At 52.6% G+C, this 14,986-nt stretch carries 11 protein-coding genes; 1 reads left to right on the forward strand and 10 read right to left on the reverse strand.

Going from position 1 to position 14,986, the window contains the following annotated elements:
- Positions 1-10 precede the first annotated feature (10 nt).
- The 4 genes from K5554_RS14015 to K5554_RS14030 all read right to left on the reverse strand — a co-directional run bounded on the left by K5554_RS14015 (position 11) and on the right by K5554_RS14030 (position 3,577).
- Entirely contained in the window at positions 11-1,087 is a 1,077-nt protein-coding gene (locus K5554_RS14015) for a glucose-1-phosphate thymidylyltransferase (RefSeq protein WP_221039070.1), read from the reverse strand.
- Positions 1,084-2,139 carry a dTDP-glucose 4,6-dehydratase gene (gene rfbB, locus K5554_RS14020; protein ID WP_255565429.1) on the reverse strand — a complete coding sequence of 352 codons (1,056 nt, stop codon included), beginning with the start codon at positions 2,137-2,139 and terminating at the stop codon, positions 1,084-1,086. Before rfbB ends, K5554_RS14015 begins: the two co-directional genes overlap by 4 nt.
- A 113-nt stretch (positions 2,140-2,252) precedes the next feature.
- Positions 2,253-3,110 (reverse strand): dTDP-4-dehydrorhamnose reductase, encoded by an 858-nt coding sequence (gene rfbD, locus K5554_RS14025; RefSeq protein ID WP_255565635.1) that lies wholly within the window; start codon positions 3,108-3,110, stop codon positions 2,253-2,255.
- Between the two features lie 11 nt (positions 3,111-3,121).
- Positions 3,122-3,577, reverse strand: a complete 456-nt coding sequence (locus K5554_RS14030) for a dTDP-4-dehydrorhamnose 3,5-epimerase family protein (protein ID WP_255565431.1) — start codon at positions 3,575-3,577, stop codon at positions 3,122-3,124.
- Between the two features lie 275 nt (positions 3,578-3,852).
- On the opposite strand from K5554_RS14030, the gene K5554_RS14035 reads away from it, so the two are divergent.
- Positions 3,853-4,836 carry a ParA family protein gene (locus K5554_RS14035; protein ID WP_221039074.1) on the forward strand — a complete coding sequence of 328 codons (984 nt, stop codon included), beginning with the start codon at positions 3,853-3,855 and terminating at the stop codon, positions 4,834-4,836.
- Positions 4,837-5,442: 606 nt separating this feature from the next.
- Here the strand turns inward: K5554_RS14035 and K5554_RS14040 are convergent.
- The 6 genes from K5554_RS14040 to K5554_RS14065 form a co-directional block, all read right to left on the reverse strand.
- Positions 5,443-8,442 (reverse strand): AAA family ATPase, encoded by a 3,000-nt coding sequence (locus K5554_RS14040; RefSeq protein ID WP_221039075.1) that lies wholly within the window; start codon positions 8,440-8,442, stop codon positions 5,443-5,445.
- The gene (locus K5554_RS14045; protein WP_221039076.1) at positions 8,420-10,339 is read right to left on the reverse strand and encodes an SIR2 family protein; all 1,920 of its coding nucleotides are present in this window, start codon (positions 10,337-10,339) and stop codon (positions 8,420-8,422) included. Before K5554_RS14045 ends, K5554_RS14040 begins: the two co-directional genes overlap by 23 nt.
- 519 nt (positions 10,340-10,858) lie before the next feature.
- On the reverse strand, positions 10,859-12,136 hold the full coding sequence (locus K5554_RS14050) for a TRAP transporter large permease (RefSeq protein WP_221039077.1): 1,278 nt from the start codon (positions 12,134-12,136) through the stop codon (positions 10,859-10,861).
- Between the two features lie 35 nt (positions 12,137-12,171).
- Complete coding sequence (locus K5554_RS14055) at positions 12,172-12,636, reverse strand: TRAP transporter small permease (RefSeq protein WP_221039078.1); 465 nt, start codon at positions 12,634-12,636, stop codon at positions 12,172-12,174.
- A gap of 218 nt (positions 12,637-12,854) precedes the next feature.
- Positions 12,855-13,901, reverse strand: coding sequence for a DctP family TRAP transporter solute-binding subunit (locus tag K5554_RS14060; RefSeq protein ID WP_221039079.1), 1,047 nt, complete (start codon positions 13,899-13,901; stop codon positions 12,855-12,857).
- A 233-nt stretch (positions 13,902-14,134) separates the two neighbouring features.
- Positions 14,135-14,959, reverse strand: a complete 825-nt coding sequence (locus tag K5554_RS14065) for a carbon-nitrogen hydrolase family protein (protein WP_221039080.1) — start codon at positions 14,957-14,959, stop codon at positions 14,135-14,137.
- Positions 14,960-14,986: the final 27 nt, after the last annotated feature.

The raw sequence follows: 14,986 nt of genomic DNA on the forward strand, positions 1-14,986 counted from the left end.
CGCGTGCTACTTATGGTACACAAATAGCTAAATCCGAATCGTCACCAAGGAAGAGCCTAATTGCCTGCCGCTTGCCTGTAGCCACCTGAATCCTAACGTTCCTACCTATTAAGCTATCTTCTATGTTCCTAACGTCGGTTAAGCAGCTACCTTCGAGGACTACAGAGTGCTCAATGCTGGTGTTCCTTAAGCAGCTGCGCTCGCCAACGGAGCTATAGGGTCCAATAAAGGACTCCACAACCATAGCATTAGTGCCAATTACTGCAGGCCCTCGTATGGTGCTTCTAATAACCCGAGCTCCAGGGGACAATACTACCCGCCCAGTGACGTGGCTCTCGTCGTCTACTTCCCCTTCGATACGGCGCGTGGCGAACTCATCGAGCACAACGCGGTTAGCCTCGAGGATGTCATCCTTCTTCCCAGTATCAAGCCACCAACCGGAAACAAGGTTGGCGCGCACGGGAAGGCCTTCGTTGAGTAGCTCCTGGATAGCGTCGGTTATTTCTAGCTCGCCGCGCCAGGAGGGCTGAATGCGGGCTATAGCCTGATGGATGGCAGAAGAAAAAACATACACCCCAACAAGGGCGAGGTTGCTGGGAGGGTCTTTCGGCTTTTCGATGAGGCGCTGGACGCTGCCGTCCGGCCCGAGAACGGCCACCCCGAATTGTCGGGGATCGGGAACCTCTTTAAGGAGTATGGAAGCGGCGGCGCCGCTCTGGTGAAAGCCGGCGACCAGTTCCGAAATGCCGCCCTGTATGAGGTTGTCGCCCAGGAACATCACGAAAGGCGATGAGCCCAGGAACGGCTGGGCGACCTTTACTGCATGAGCCAGGCCACCAGGTACGTCCTGGACTATGTACGTGAAGCGCGCACCCCAGCGCGACCCATCACCGGCGGCAGCCTTGATGCTCTCGCCCGTTTCGGGAGAAATGATAATGCCCACGTCGGTGATGCCCGCCGCTGCAATCTGGTCCAGCACAAAGAAAAGAATGGGCTTGTTGGCGACGGGAAGGAGCTGTTTGGCGGTGGTATAGGTAAGGGGGCGTAGGCGCGTACCGCGCCCGCCGGCCAGAACGAGTGCTTTCACGCAGAGTCACTTCCTTTCTCCTGCTGGGGACTTGCCTTGGCGCGCTGGCCATACTGTACATCGTAATAGCGGCGGTACTCTCCTGCCTTGATGCGCTGCCACCAAGCGCTGTGTTCCTGGTACCAGCAAGCGAGTTCCGGCAGGTGCTCCTGGAGCTTGTAGCGAGGCACCCACCCCAGGGTGTTTCTGATTTTGCTCGCATCTATGGCGTAACGCCGGTCGTGGCCCGGGCGGTCTGGAACATAGGTTATGAGGCTTTCTGGGCGCCCAAGGGCACGCAATATGGCCCGAACTACATCCAGGTTCGTGAGCTCGCAACCGGCGCCGATGTTGTAAACTTCGCCGGGCCGGCCGTTCAAGAGGACCAGCTCTATGGCCCGGCAGTGGTCTTCCACATGGATCCAGTCGCGGATGTTAAGGCCGTCCCCGTAAACGGGGAGCGGCTTATTTTCTAAGGCATTGGTAATCATGAGGGGAATCAGCTTCTCGGGGAACTGGTAGGGACCATAGTTATTGGAGCAGCGGGTGATAATGGCGGGCAGCCCATAAGTCCTGTGATAGGCGCGCACGAGGAGGTCCGCCGCCGCCTTGCTGGCCGCGTAAGGGCTATTGGGAGCAAGCGGCGACTCTTCCGTAAATGGCGGATCGCCTGGGCCGAGGCTTCCGTACACCTCGTCTGTAGAAACTTGAATAAAGCGGCTCACTCCGCCCGCGCGGGCTGCCTCCAGAAGAACCTGGGTGCCGCAGACGTTGGTGTCGATGAAGGGGGAAGCATCCAAAATGCTGCGGTCCACATGCGACTCCGCAGCAAAGTTGATAATGGCGTCGAAGTGCTGCTTGCCGAGCAGTTCCCCGACTTGAGCGCGGTCTGCAATATCACCGAGCACGAACGTGTATCCTGGACGGCCCTCGACGTCGGCCAGGTTCTCCAGGTTCCCGGCATAGGTGAGCTTGTCCAGGTTGGTTATCAGCCAGTCGCGATGGGCTGTTAGTATGTAGCGGATGAAGTTGCTTCCGATGAATCCAGCGCCGCCGGTGACAAGGATGTGCACTCGTTTCAGCTCCTCTACCCTGCTGCCAAGACAGACCGTTAATGAGGAATTGGCTCCCAGGATTACCATTTCGACAAACGGTATGTTTTTCCTGCCCTAAATCGGGTATAAAATTAGCGTGACAATAATTGATGCGGCAGTGCAGAGGACAAATAGCGCTTAAGGGCGTCCTGCCAGGGTGGAAGAAGATAACCGAGCGTTTCTTGTAGTGGATAAGGATCCAAAACAGAGTTGGCCGGGCGGGCGGCGGGCCGTGGAAAGTCTTTTGTAGGGATGGGCTTTAGTTCTACATTCCGCCCAGTGTTCCGAAAGATCTCGGCGGCAAAGCGGTACCACGTTGTGGGCTCCCGGTTGGTGATGTGGTAGCTGCCGAAGGCCCCCGTTCTCACGAGGTCTGCGCAGGCACGCGCAAGGTCTGCCGTGTACGTGGGGCAGCCGTGCTGATCGTCCACCACGCGGAGTGGGGTGACACGGCCGGCAAGGTCCAGCATGGTGGTGACGAAGTTTTTGCCGCCGGGGCCGAAGAGCCAGCTGGTACGAACCAGATAGTACCTGGTCATAAGAGACCTCACGTAGTTTTCGCCCCAGAGCTTGCTACGGCCATACGCATTGAGCGGAGCAGGGGCATCCCAGATGGTGTACGGGCAGGGCTTTTGCCCGTCAAATACGTAGTCGGTGCTGATGTGAAGAAGCGGGGCGCCAGTTTCGGCGCAGGCCAGCGCTAAATTGCGCGGGCCGAGGGCGTTCACTGCCATAGCCGGCTGTGGTTCGGACTCTGCGCGGTCCACATTGGTATAGGCTGCACAGTTGACTACGAGGTCAGGGCGAAGAGCGGCGAGAGCATCCTTAACCGCCTTGAGGTCAGTTATGTCTAGGTCGCTGTGCCCGGCGGGCTTAACCTCGTCACCGCGCGTGGCAAACTCGGCTGCCATGGCCTGTCCGAGCATCCCGCGGGCACCTGTTATGAGCACTTTCAATGGGGTCACCTCATTTTTGTGGTCCAGTCGAAGCCGATGCGGGGATCGTCGTACGGCAGGCGCTTCTCATCTGGGTTCTCGCGGTTGTAGGAGCGGGTGGTGAAGTAAATGATGATGGCAGGCTTTTCGCCGAGCGTCCGGTAGCCGTGGGCGACACCTTTGGGAATAAGGAGCAGCTCCGGGTTGTCCTCGCCGAGGTAAAATACGTTCGTCTCTCCGTGTGTAGGCGAATCTTCTCTGAGGTCGTAGAGAACAACTTGGGCGTTGCCCACGGGGAAGAACCACAGGTCGTCCTGCTCTTCGTGGTAGTGGAAAGCCTTGATTACGCCTGGGTAGGTCTTGGACATGGAAGCTTGGCCGAAGCGTTCAAGAAGGCCTTCATCATCGCGCAGGATCTCCTGAAAGAACCCCCGGTCGTCCGGGTGGCGGAGGAGCTTCTTCACCTTCACGCCAGCGATCAAGCAGAACCCCTCTTTCTCGACAAAGTTGCCACCTATAGTTGGTTTGTTCGCCACCGGTTGGAGGTTTCCCTGCCGGCATTGCCCCAGACGCATCCCTCATTGTTCTGGCTGTGTACTTGCGTCGTTGGTATCATACCTGAGAGATGGCCATTGTAGGCAGAGCCTCCCGCGCATAGACGTATGCAGGAAAACTGAGGAAAGCGTCGAACGCCTTGTATAGGCATTACCAAGCCAATTCCGCAGCGCGACCGAATTATGGAGGGGGCGGTGTTGGGATGCAAGTGATTACTATCTTTAATCACAAAGGTGGTGTTGGTAAGACTACTGTGGCCTTTAATCTTGGGCTAGCCCTTGGGAAATTGGGCAAACGTGTTCTTCTGGCAGACTTGGATCCTCAGGCAAACTTGACAGCCTTGGCTATTCCGGAAAACGACCTTTTCAGCATTTACGGGGAAGATGCCGGATGGACTATTGCCATGGCTGTACGTCCGCTCATCTCGGGCGAAGGAGATTTCGTGGCCAGCGCTCCGCAGGAAATCAGACACAATGTACTCTTGGTTCCAGGTGACATAAGACTTGCAGATTTTGAAAGCCTTTTGCCCAGTTCATGGACTGAGTCATTGGCGGGACAGGAAAGAGGTTTCCGCGTAACCTCTGCCATCTATCGTTTGCTCCACACGCTCAGCCGGCAACACGGATGTGACCTGGTCATTTGTGACGTTGGCCCCAATATAGGTGCACTAAATCGAGCCATAATTGCCTCTAGTGATTTCCTAATGCTCCCGGTCAGCTCCGATTTGTTCTCCCTCCGAGCTCTGGAAACGGTAGGAAAGTCCGTGGTTGAGTGGGTAAAACAATGGCGTCGTGCGCGCGGTGGTGTTCCGCAGAAGTTGGGCTTTGATATTCCAAGAGGGTCTCCTGTTTTCCTAGGTTACGTGGTACAACAATTCGGGGTGTATGGCGGTAGACCTGCAGCCGCCTATAGACATTGGCAAGAGCGCCTCGAGCCAGCATTAATCAGCGGTGTTGTTACTCCGCTTCAAGAGATGGGCCTGGTCAGGGATTCGCTAGATAGCCTCAAGCTAGCAAATATACGTGATTTTCATAGCCTTGCTCCTAAAGCACAACAAACGTGCAAAGCGATTTTCGAGCTAGATAGCTCAGAAGCCCCTGGTCAGCATATAAATACGGTAGCGGAGGCAAGTCAGGTATTCGAGGATCTTGCAACGAAGGTAATAGTGAAGACGTCGGAAAACTAGCGCTACTAAGTATCGGAGAAACGAGAACTTCTCCATTGTGGCTGATCTCATTGCGGCCCAACTCACTTTAAGGAAGTAAAAGGGAGCCAAGCGGTGGACCGCTAGGCTCCCTTTTCTAGATTCCTATGTGGCGAATAGATAGCGGTTACCGATTGGTATCGCCCCGGTCACCTTGCCCTGGAGGTACATGGGTCTTAGCCTTCACCCTCCGGTCTATGGCCAACGAACGTCCCGCTCTCACCCAATCCGCGAACGTGCCATCCATCCTTCTCCTGACGTAGTAAAGTGTACCGCCTCGCCTGATCGCGCTACGAGCTCCGCCCTTACCCATAACCGCTGCACCCCCTTCTGCACCATACTTGCCGTCACCAGTCTTCTTCCCAGTTTTCCCCTCCCTCATATTTTCAGGAATCGTTATGATAGACAACACAGCACACAACCTTCAATGCTACTATCTTCACTGCTGCCGCAGTCAGTGAGACACCGTAAGTGTTGGCCACTTCTTCTACCAGTTCCAGGCGAAGATTGTCGGTACGTAAATACCTCGCCACTTCAATTGCAGGTAGGTAGACCACCATTCCGGGAACCTCGGTGGGTGCCCGTTACTTAGAATGTTACATTGAGCTGCATTATGGACGCTGGTTGAATTGGAACCAACTCGACCATCTTGTCGAGGGAGACGGATTTATAGCGGGTCTGGAGGTGAAATTCCTGAATATCAGAAGTGAAGAATTCGTTCTGCCGCAGGATTATGCTAGCGGTAGTTGTACCGAAGGGAGCTGAAGCAGCAGGGCGGGACGGAATAACTGCCCACAAGCGCAGCAACGAGTCGTAAATGTCCCTTTCGTGCAGAGTTACGATGATTTGTCCAACGTTGAAGACTCGGTCCATAAGGTCCAGCGCGCGCATGAAGCTGCTGGCATTGGTTTCATCCAAGTGCTGGAAAGGATCGTCCAGAATAAGGACGCTGCTGTATTCGCGACCGGCAAGCAGGTAAGCCATAAGGAACCAGCTCAGCCCGGCAAGGCTCTTTTCGGCCTGGTTAAGAATGTCGCTGGCGTTTATCTTCTCGTGAAAACTAAACCCGAGCGACACTCTGTTCTTTCCGTCAATGTCAGGGGTCATCGTAGGGTAAAGGAAACCCCACGAGAAAGAGGTGAGTAGATAAAGGAATTCTAGGAAGGATTTTTCCAGTTCCTCTTCTACAACTTCCTTTAACCAAGCGCTGACTGCCTCGCGCATGTCTTTTTGCTCCTGCTCCAGTACATCCAGGTAAGTGAAGTAGTAATACGCTCCGGCTCGAACGTGGCTGGCAACGTCAGGGTAATCGTAGAAGTGCAGGATTGTCCCGGCGACCTTCTCCCATGCCGCTTGATCCCATAGGGTGGTGAGCACTGCAGCAAGGGATGATAAGGCAGTAAGGTAAGACTGCAACGCCCGGACGCTAGTGGCATTCAATAAGGCCTCTGGCACCTCCATGCCGTGGGCCCGTAAAGCAACCGCCAGGTTGCGCCGCGGCTGGTGATCCGGTCCCTGGGACCCGCGCACAGCCCCCTGAAGCTGGGCAACCTGTGTAGCGAGATCCCGGCGCTTTTGTTCCAATTGGCTGGCGCCGGTGACCAAGGCCGGGTCTGCCAGGTAGGCCTCCAGCTCGCGCAGTGCCTTTACGTGCTCGGCCCAGGCAGTACGGGCGGCCAGGGCCTGCGCAAAAGCCCGGATCTCGACGATTTTAGAATAAACACCGACTGGGAATTCTCCCTTGTCTTCCACCGGTGATTCGGAAGCAAGAAAAGACTGCAGCTTGCTCCACCACGTATCGAGAGAAGCAGCTGCGCTCCGGGTAGCCTCCTGGACAGGTTCGAGAGTGCGCACAGAGGACAGCGCATACTGTACGCGCTGAAGAAGCGCTTCTTTATCGGCCAGTGCCTCCCCGGCAGGCACCTCCTCTGCCTTGAGACGATCGGTCTCGCTGGCGAGGTAGGCGCGGATGGGCGCCTCCAGGTCGTGCAGCATGTCCTGCACGGCTGCCAGGGCAGCAGCAGCGCGTTCCCTGGCCCGAGTCAGGAAGCTGGCTGCTTCCTCCAGCCGGCTTTGCGGTACGGGGCCTGCTGCAAGCATATCAAGAATTTCGTTGCATTGCTGACTCCATCTTGCTACCTTGCTTGCTAAGTCCCGTACAGATTCGTAGGCATCTTCGCAAAGGGTCGGGTAGGTGCTGAGAAGGCTCCTAAGACTCTGATGAACTTTCTGAAAAAACTCCCACGTTTTGTTAAAGTCATCGCGTCGGACCACACCAGCCAACTTACTTTGAAGGACGGTCTGAAACGACCTTTCGTAGTTCCAGCCGGGATCCTTCTTCATGTCGGGGTACTCATTGCGGGCAATGCGACGCACCTCGCCAAGCATTTCATTTAAGCGCTCAAACAACTCGTCCACCGGCATACCCAGGGCCCGCGCAAGAAACTCAGAGCGTTCTTCGGGTTTGCACTGGACAAAGCATTGGTAATCGGTCTGGCGCAAGCAAAAAGTAGCGAATGCGTCCGGCGTAAGAAGTGGCGGGGAGCTTAGCAAGCGGTGTTCCACGGTGGAACCAGGTTCGTCAGCGAGGACCATCTTTATTATTGCAGCAGGCTCTTTATTTGAAAGAAAGGACCTTACTGCTTCTTGATTCCTTACTTCCCTTACTTGGCCTGTGAGCCCCAGTTCCAGGACTTGAACGAGACTTGTTTTGCCGCTGCCATTGAGTCCGAATACGAGGTTCTTCTTTTTAAAGTGTAAGGCTCGTGGTGCATCGAACCGCCGAAAGTGCTGGAGGCCTTCGATTTCCTTTATGGTCGTTAGGCTGGCTCTGGGAGGCTTGACCTCTAAGCCTTTAACGGCATCGGCGAGCCGCTGCGCTATTTCTGTGACGATACGCCGTCGTATAGCCGGTGCCGGCTTCTCGTAAGACACAGGATCTGCAGAGTCCTCTGCTGGGGTCTCTTCTAAACATGCTTCAAGCTTTTCCAGGAGCTTCTGGCCATAAGCAGTCCGCAGCTGACTTGGGTCCCTCTGGGTGAGCTTTCGCGTAGTCAGTAATAGCGGTGCCAGGAAGCGACCAAGCGCCTGCAGGTCCCTGGCTTCATCTGCCGTAATCAAGCTTACACCAATGCGCAGCAGGGGATTGTACGGCTCGAACACAAAACCGTTTAGCGCTCGGGTAAAGGCCTGCTCCTCCTTCGGGCCGGGCACTACGGCAAAAAGGCAGACCAGCCACGGGCGGGCCTCGTTATTGGTAACACCGCCGCCAAACATAAGATCGAGCTCGTGCACTACTTGTTTGGCTCTATCGCCGATCTGGTGGGCGGGCTCTTCCGCCGACTCAGAGACGGAAGAGGCAAAACCGCAAAACACGCCTAGGAAACCTTCAGCGTCACTGTGAACAATGTAGGCAGCTTCAACAGACAGTTTGCGCCGCCGGTCGACCAGCCGGATCGGGCTCTCCCCACCTTGCAACACTAGATTGGGTTTTTCCGAACTGTCCAAGGCAGTCAGAGCCGCTTCGATTCTCTCCCTGACTTGGCGAAGAGCTTGCCTCACCTTTTCATCCGCCGGAGGCTGCTGCATAAGACCATCCCCCCTCCTCTTCACAGCGCTTAAGTGCAGGTACCAGGAAGGCCCAGATATCACGGGTATCCGGGTTCCAAAGAACGCCCATAGGAACGCGCACTGTCCAGTAGTCCGCCGCAGCAGCATCCGTTTCCCCAGGCTCCATTTCTCCGGCTGTGCTGCTTGTCCCACCATCATCGCTGAGCAGGACAACAACCGCTTTCCGACCTGCGGTGATGGTACCGTATCTGCGTTTCACCCACTGGTTCAGCCAGGGTAGATTCTCATGCTGTGGACGGTAAAGAGGCAGGAGAACGTAGGCTGGATACGACACCCCGGTCGCCTTTAGCATTTCCACCCAGCCGTCTGGCCGGAAATTGGCTGCCTCAGGAAGCAGTGAATAGAACCTCAGGAGGCCAAGGGTTGCACTGAGATTGTAGGTGAGCGGAATGTAGAAGTGAGGTCGGTTAGCCAGGACGAACATAGCGGGCCGGCTGGACGCCTCAGCAACATCGGCACCGTATAACCAGGAGGCTGCCACCGCGCCGGGTAGAGTATCCATGATAAACGGCGGACAGTGTTGTGCTGCCTGGTACAGAAAGTCCTTTGTATTGTTCAGGATTGCCTCGGCCTGTCGCTCCGTTAAGGTGCTGGCTTGAAGGCGGACCGTGCCGATGCCCCTATCCTCCATTAAAGTGAGGAGCAGCTCATGTATGGCTGTCACATACATGTTGCTGAAAGCTGATTCCATGGAGGCCTTGGTCTTCGCCTTATCTTTATTCTCCTCTATCGTTAGGAATTGAGCGGAGGGGCGAAGGGGGAGAGGCTGAGAGAAGCTTGCATCCCGCAGAATCGCTGCCAAGTCCGGCCCTAAGCGGATGTCGATGGCATAAGCACGCCGAGGGCTGAGAGTAGCCCTTTCGTCTCCCGACTGTAGTCCAGACGTTGTTTCTTTGAGGGCAGCCTGGATCTCGGCAAAGAGATTGCGCAGGGTAACGTTGAGCACCTGGTCGGCGCCGGAGAAACCGACCAAAATAAGGTTGTGATTGCGTGCCCGGTCACAAAGAAGGTCCTTGGCCCAATCGTCGCGGCGCCAATGTTGCAGTTCGCGCCGGGTTAGAACCAAGTTCAGGTCTTTCACAGCATCTTTCCTGTTGCACATCGCGTCATTCCCCTGGGTTAGGTGGGGACATTGGTCGCAGTCTTCATTCCCAGCATGCCGGTTGGCAAACGCCGTGATAAGTTTGTGCGCGCAACCGTGGATTTTATAAATGCGGAAAACATTCTGTTGGGTACGACTGGCGTAGTACTCAAAACCGCCAGCGATAACTCGGAAAGCCGCCGGAGTCCCGGTATACACACCGCAGTCCGCACGTTCAGCCTCGTCATCCATTCCGACGGCCCAACAAGCGGTCTCCAAGAGGACATCGTAGTTAGTGGTAATGACTTCGGTGATCAGCTTTTCTCGGGCCAGACGCGCCAGAACAATGTGGGGTATACCAATCACCTCAACCCCACGGAGAAGCCGTTCGCGCGCTTCGGCGCGGGTAAGCCAGGGCCCGCGGGCCCGCTGGTCGCTCAGGCCGAAGCCGAGAAGGCAGCCGAGGGTAGGACATTTACCGAACCGGCATTCAAGTAACTCGGCCAGGATGCCCAGGTCGGGGCTGCTTTTGTCTTCGCCGGGGCGTGGTTGGAGCACATCATGAATCTCTTGGCACACCTCCGGCGTCAAGACGCTGCTACACCGCTTTAAGATTTCCTCGGCCCACCGGCCGGCCGTTGGATAACCCCAATTGCTGGACAGCCCGGCACTTATGAAAAACAATACCTCTTCTTGAACAAGCTTTTTCCCAATCTCTTCTATGACCTGCTTGGCAGGCGTCTTGCCACTGTTCCTGTGCTTACCACGCACCATGCATCCACTCCTTAAAGCAGGCCTGCGCTCGATTTAGTCTTGGGCACATTGGAGGCTGGGAAGGTGAGTCTGTCTTGTCATAACCTTCTACAAATGCTGCTAACTTTCCTTCTGTTCTTTGACAACAGAGCGGAGCTCCGCCGTCCGACCCACGAAAACATTTATGCCAGGAGGCAAGTACCTCCTGGCTGTGGTTGTAAAACGCTACTTCTCTACAGAGATAACTGTGTAGATTCCGCCCCGAGACGGCCACTGATTCCGAACCCAATCGTTCACTGTCGGATGATGTACCAATGCGGTATGCCGCTGCTTAGCAGCTCCCCAGAGCTGGCTCGCTTGCTCATCTCTTCCTCCTGCTCCTTTGATCGGTATCGCTTACCAACAGGATAAAAGGAATGTGGTCCAAGCGGCCTACTTTTACGTTACAGCTTCGTTCTTTCTGTTTCGCTTAATGCTACAAAACTCACCGCACTGTCCGGCACAGAGGTCAGTGCACACCACACGTTTACTTAACAAATCTTACTGCATAAGACTTGGCAAGAATTGTGAGAGTGCCGGGACGTATGTGACTATCAACAAAACGGCCACAGAAGCCAATATAAACGGCCAAGCTTTTCTAGCGATATCTTTAAAGGAAACATCGGCTAATCCGCAGGCAACATATAAGTTAACACCAACCGGTGGAGTAACCATTCCAATTGCCAGGTTCATAACCATAACAACGCCGAGCACCAAGGGGTCATATCCAAGCTTTTGAGCAACCGGCAGTAAGATAGGCGTCAAGATGTATAGTGCAGAGGTACCGTCAATTACACAGCCCGCCATAAGAAGGATTGCGTTCACGATAATGAGGAATAATATTAGGTTTCCTCCCGCCAGATTAAGGAGAAAATTACTAGCTGCAGTTGCAATGCCTTCCATTGTAATAATCCAAGCGAATAAGTTTGCGGTTGCAACGATAAACATAACAACAGCGGTCTGAGATGCTGAGGTTACAACTATATCGTAGAAGTGTCGCCATGTTATAGACTTATAAACAAAAACTCCGACAAAGAGGCCGTATACTGCAGCGACAGCAGCTGCTTCAGTTGGTGTGAAAACACCCCCGTAAATACCGCCCAAGATGATAGCCGGCATTAAAAGACCCCAAAAAGCGTCCTTAAAGGCATTCCAACGTTCTTTGCTACTTGCCTTGGGTAACCTCTGCAATTCAGAGTTTCTAGTTAAAAGAAAAGTAGCTATCACCAAGCCAAGGCCCATGAGGAGACCAGGGATAACACCTGCCATGAATAATTTACCAATAGAGACACCGGTAATGGATCCATATATGACGAACGAAATCGAGGGAGGTATGATAACACCAATGCCGCCGGCAGTAGCTATAAGTGCTGCGGCGGTTGCTGGCTTGTAGCCAACCTCCACCATTGCAGGGATAATGATCATACCAAGCGCAGCAACTGTTGCTGGACCGGAGCCTGAGATGGCGGCGAAAAAACACGCAACTGCAACACAAACGATTGCGAGTCCGCCTTTAATATGTCCCACAAACGCTTGCGCTAAATTAATGAGCTTCCCTGAAATACCAGCTTTCTCCATAATATTACCACCAAGAATAAAGAAAGGGATGGCTAAAAGAACGAATTTGCTGGAGGACGCAAAGAAAATATTAGGAAGTATGTCAAATTTCATGTTCAATTGAGCTAAGGCTAAAAGGCTTGAACAAGCAAGGCAAACGCCAATCGGAACGTTTAAGAGGATTAACATCGTAAAGGACAAAAAAAGTACTGTGGCCGTCATATCGACTGTTTCCCCCCTTTTGTTTTACTGCTGGGCTAGTTCAAACGCCTTAAAGAATGAATCGCGGTTTTCGCAAAACGATACACCATCGCTACGCCTCCAATTGGGATAAAAGTTCCATAGATCCACTGTGGCCATTGTAAGCCAATAGAAATCTGCCCTATCTCATACTCATGGATGACCATGAGAACTCCGGTATACACAAGGATTAAACTAAAAACAGCACCAAGCATGTTTGTGAAAAACCCTGTATATCTCTGGAGACTTTCTGGCAACATGTCTGTCACTATGCTTAACCCTAGATGGGCCCTGCGTTTAGCCGCAATCGCTGAACCAAGCGTGCACAGCAGTACGAAAAGCATGGTCGTGATTTCTTCAGTGTAAGAGATGGATGCGGTAAAGCAGTACCTGGCAATAACATTTACAAATGTTAGTGTCAACATAATAGTCAACACAACGGCTGAAACCTTATCTTCAAAGTTTGCTAATATTTTTCTCATAGCTTCTGTCCCCCCTGGATTGAGCCTCCGTTGTTCGCAATTGGGAACCCGCCTGCACTTTCTAAACCCATATTATCTTACTCACCTAGTACCAACGGAGCAGCGATGGTGCCACATCTGTAACATAAAGGAACCCCTTCTGGGCAAACCCGGTAGGCAAGCAGTTGCCTACCGGGTTAATTCAACATAAACCCAATATAGCTGAGTACTTCGGCAAATTATTTCTTGAGCCCCCAAGCAGAGCAAGCCTCTTCTCCAAATTTATCAATGAAGTATTCCTGTACAGGTTTTACAACATCGATAAAAGCTTGTAGCTCTTCGGGACTCAGTTCGGTAATAACCATCCCTGCATCTTTGAACTTCTTCTTTAGATTCTCTTCGCCGTCCTCCAAATAGTCCCTACCCCACTGTGCGGCTTCAACCGCCTTGTCCTGAAGAAGAACTTTTGTTCGATCATTAAGGCCGTCCCAAAACTTTTTGTTGGCTATAAAGAAGTAGCCATCATAACTGTAGTTCCATTCTGTTAAGTATTTCTGCACCTCGTATATATTAGCCGAATCAATTGTTTGGTAGCTGTTCTCATGGCCATCAATCGTGCCCTGCTGCAAAGCTGTGAACACTTCGCTCCAACTCATGGCCACGGGGTCTGCCCCAAACGCCTTGAACGTCATCATGCCTACTTCGCCACCTGGAATTCTAATCTTAAGCCCTCTAATATCCTCTGGTGTCCTGATTTCGCGTTTACTATTGGTAATTTGCTTCAGGCCATTGTGCATACCGGAAAGATAAACAAGCCCCTTCGAATCAAGCATCCTGCTAAGCCATTCTCCACCTGTACCGTCAAGTTTCTCATTTACTTCTTCGTAGTTCGCGAACGTAAATGGAACTGACATCGACAGGAATCTCTCGTCGAGATTGCTCAAGACAGAAGCAGAGAGAACAGCCATCTCGTAGTGACCGCCTTGGGCTAAGAGCTCGACGTTCATTGGCATACTGCCACCCGAAAGCTGACAATTCGGAAAAACTGTCACCTCAATATTACCATCACTTTCCTCTTTTACTAATTCGGCGAATTTAACTGCAGCCAGGGAATCAACGCCAAGATCGGTTCCAGAAGTGCTTAGTTTTATCTTCAACTTTTGATACGTTTCTCCTGATTCATTGGTTCCGGATGATGGAGGAGTAGAAGGACCTGGGTTTCCACATCCTCCCACAACACTAATGATCATGACGAATACTAGTAAGGAGATCAGTACTCTTCGCATGATAACCCTCCTTCTCAGTCCACATAGATTACGATCGTCATTTTGGCAACACCAATTCTAAAATGTATATAATCATCAAGGTCCCGCTCAGAACAGGGACATGTCTGGTAACAATTATCTTCACTTTTTTACTCAACCCGCCACTCTCAGGGAAAGGAGTGGCGGGCAAAGTTGAGTGAGGCACATTTTTACTCCAGATGTGCTGCTACCAAAGTTCAGGCAGAGAGATATTCCTATAGAGCATAGATTTCAGGTTTTCTGTTAACCCAGGTGGCAACACTGTCTCTAACGTACTTTTGATAATCCATATCCAGCGTAGCGTAAATAATATCCTGACGGCCACTTGCCGATGATATAATAGTCCCCCAGGGATCAACGACGCAAGAACGGCCGAAAGGGTTATCGTTGTGCAACGGACCAAACTGGTTGGCCGCAACCACATAAGTAAGATTGTATAGCGCAGTACTTCTGACAAGTATATCCCAATGATCTGTTCTGGGAGGAAGCGGATTTCCTGATGGAAATTCCGAAGGAACAAACAAAATGTCTGATCCTTGTAGCACCATGCTTCTCGCAAGCTCTGGAAAACGAAGGTCGTAGCAGACCATGATTCCAACCTTTCCGATGTCCGTATCAATGACGCACATCTGTTTGCCTGCTTCGACGTAGTCTGACTCTTTGTAACCAATGGCATCCATGAGATGGATTTTGCGGTACTTACCAACAATTTTGCCGTCCCGGTTAATAAAAACGCAAGTGTTGTGAACCTTTCCGCCCTCGGCTTTTTCAACAAAACTTCCAGGGATAATGTTAACGCTGTACTTTCTGGCAAGCTCCCCCATTGTCTCAGTTAGAGGACCTGGTACGTCTTCCGCCACCTTTCTGGATTCTTCTATATTCGTTGGAGCATAGTACGAATACTCCGGGAAAACAATAACATCGAGGTTGCTCCTATTACTTACAGCCTCTTTTACCATATCTATCATGCCCGTCAGGTTCTGTTGAGTTGTACCAGCCGCGCTTCTTTGAGCAACGGCAACCCTTATTAATCTGCCCATCTTTGTTTCTCCCTTCTTTTAAAATTC

This window comes from Gelria sp. Kuro-4 (genome assembly GCF_019668485.1).
Lineage (GTDB): Bacteria > Bacillota > DTU030 > DUMP01 > DUMP01 > DUMP01.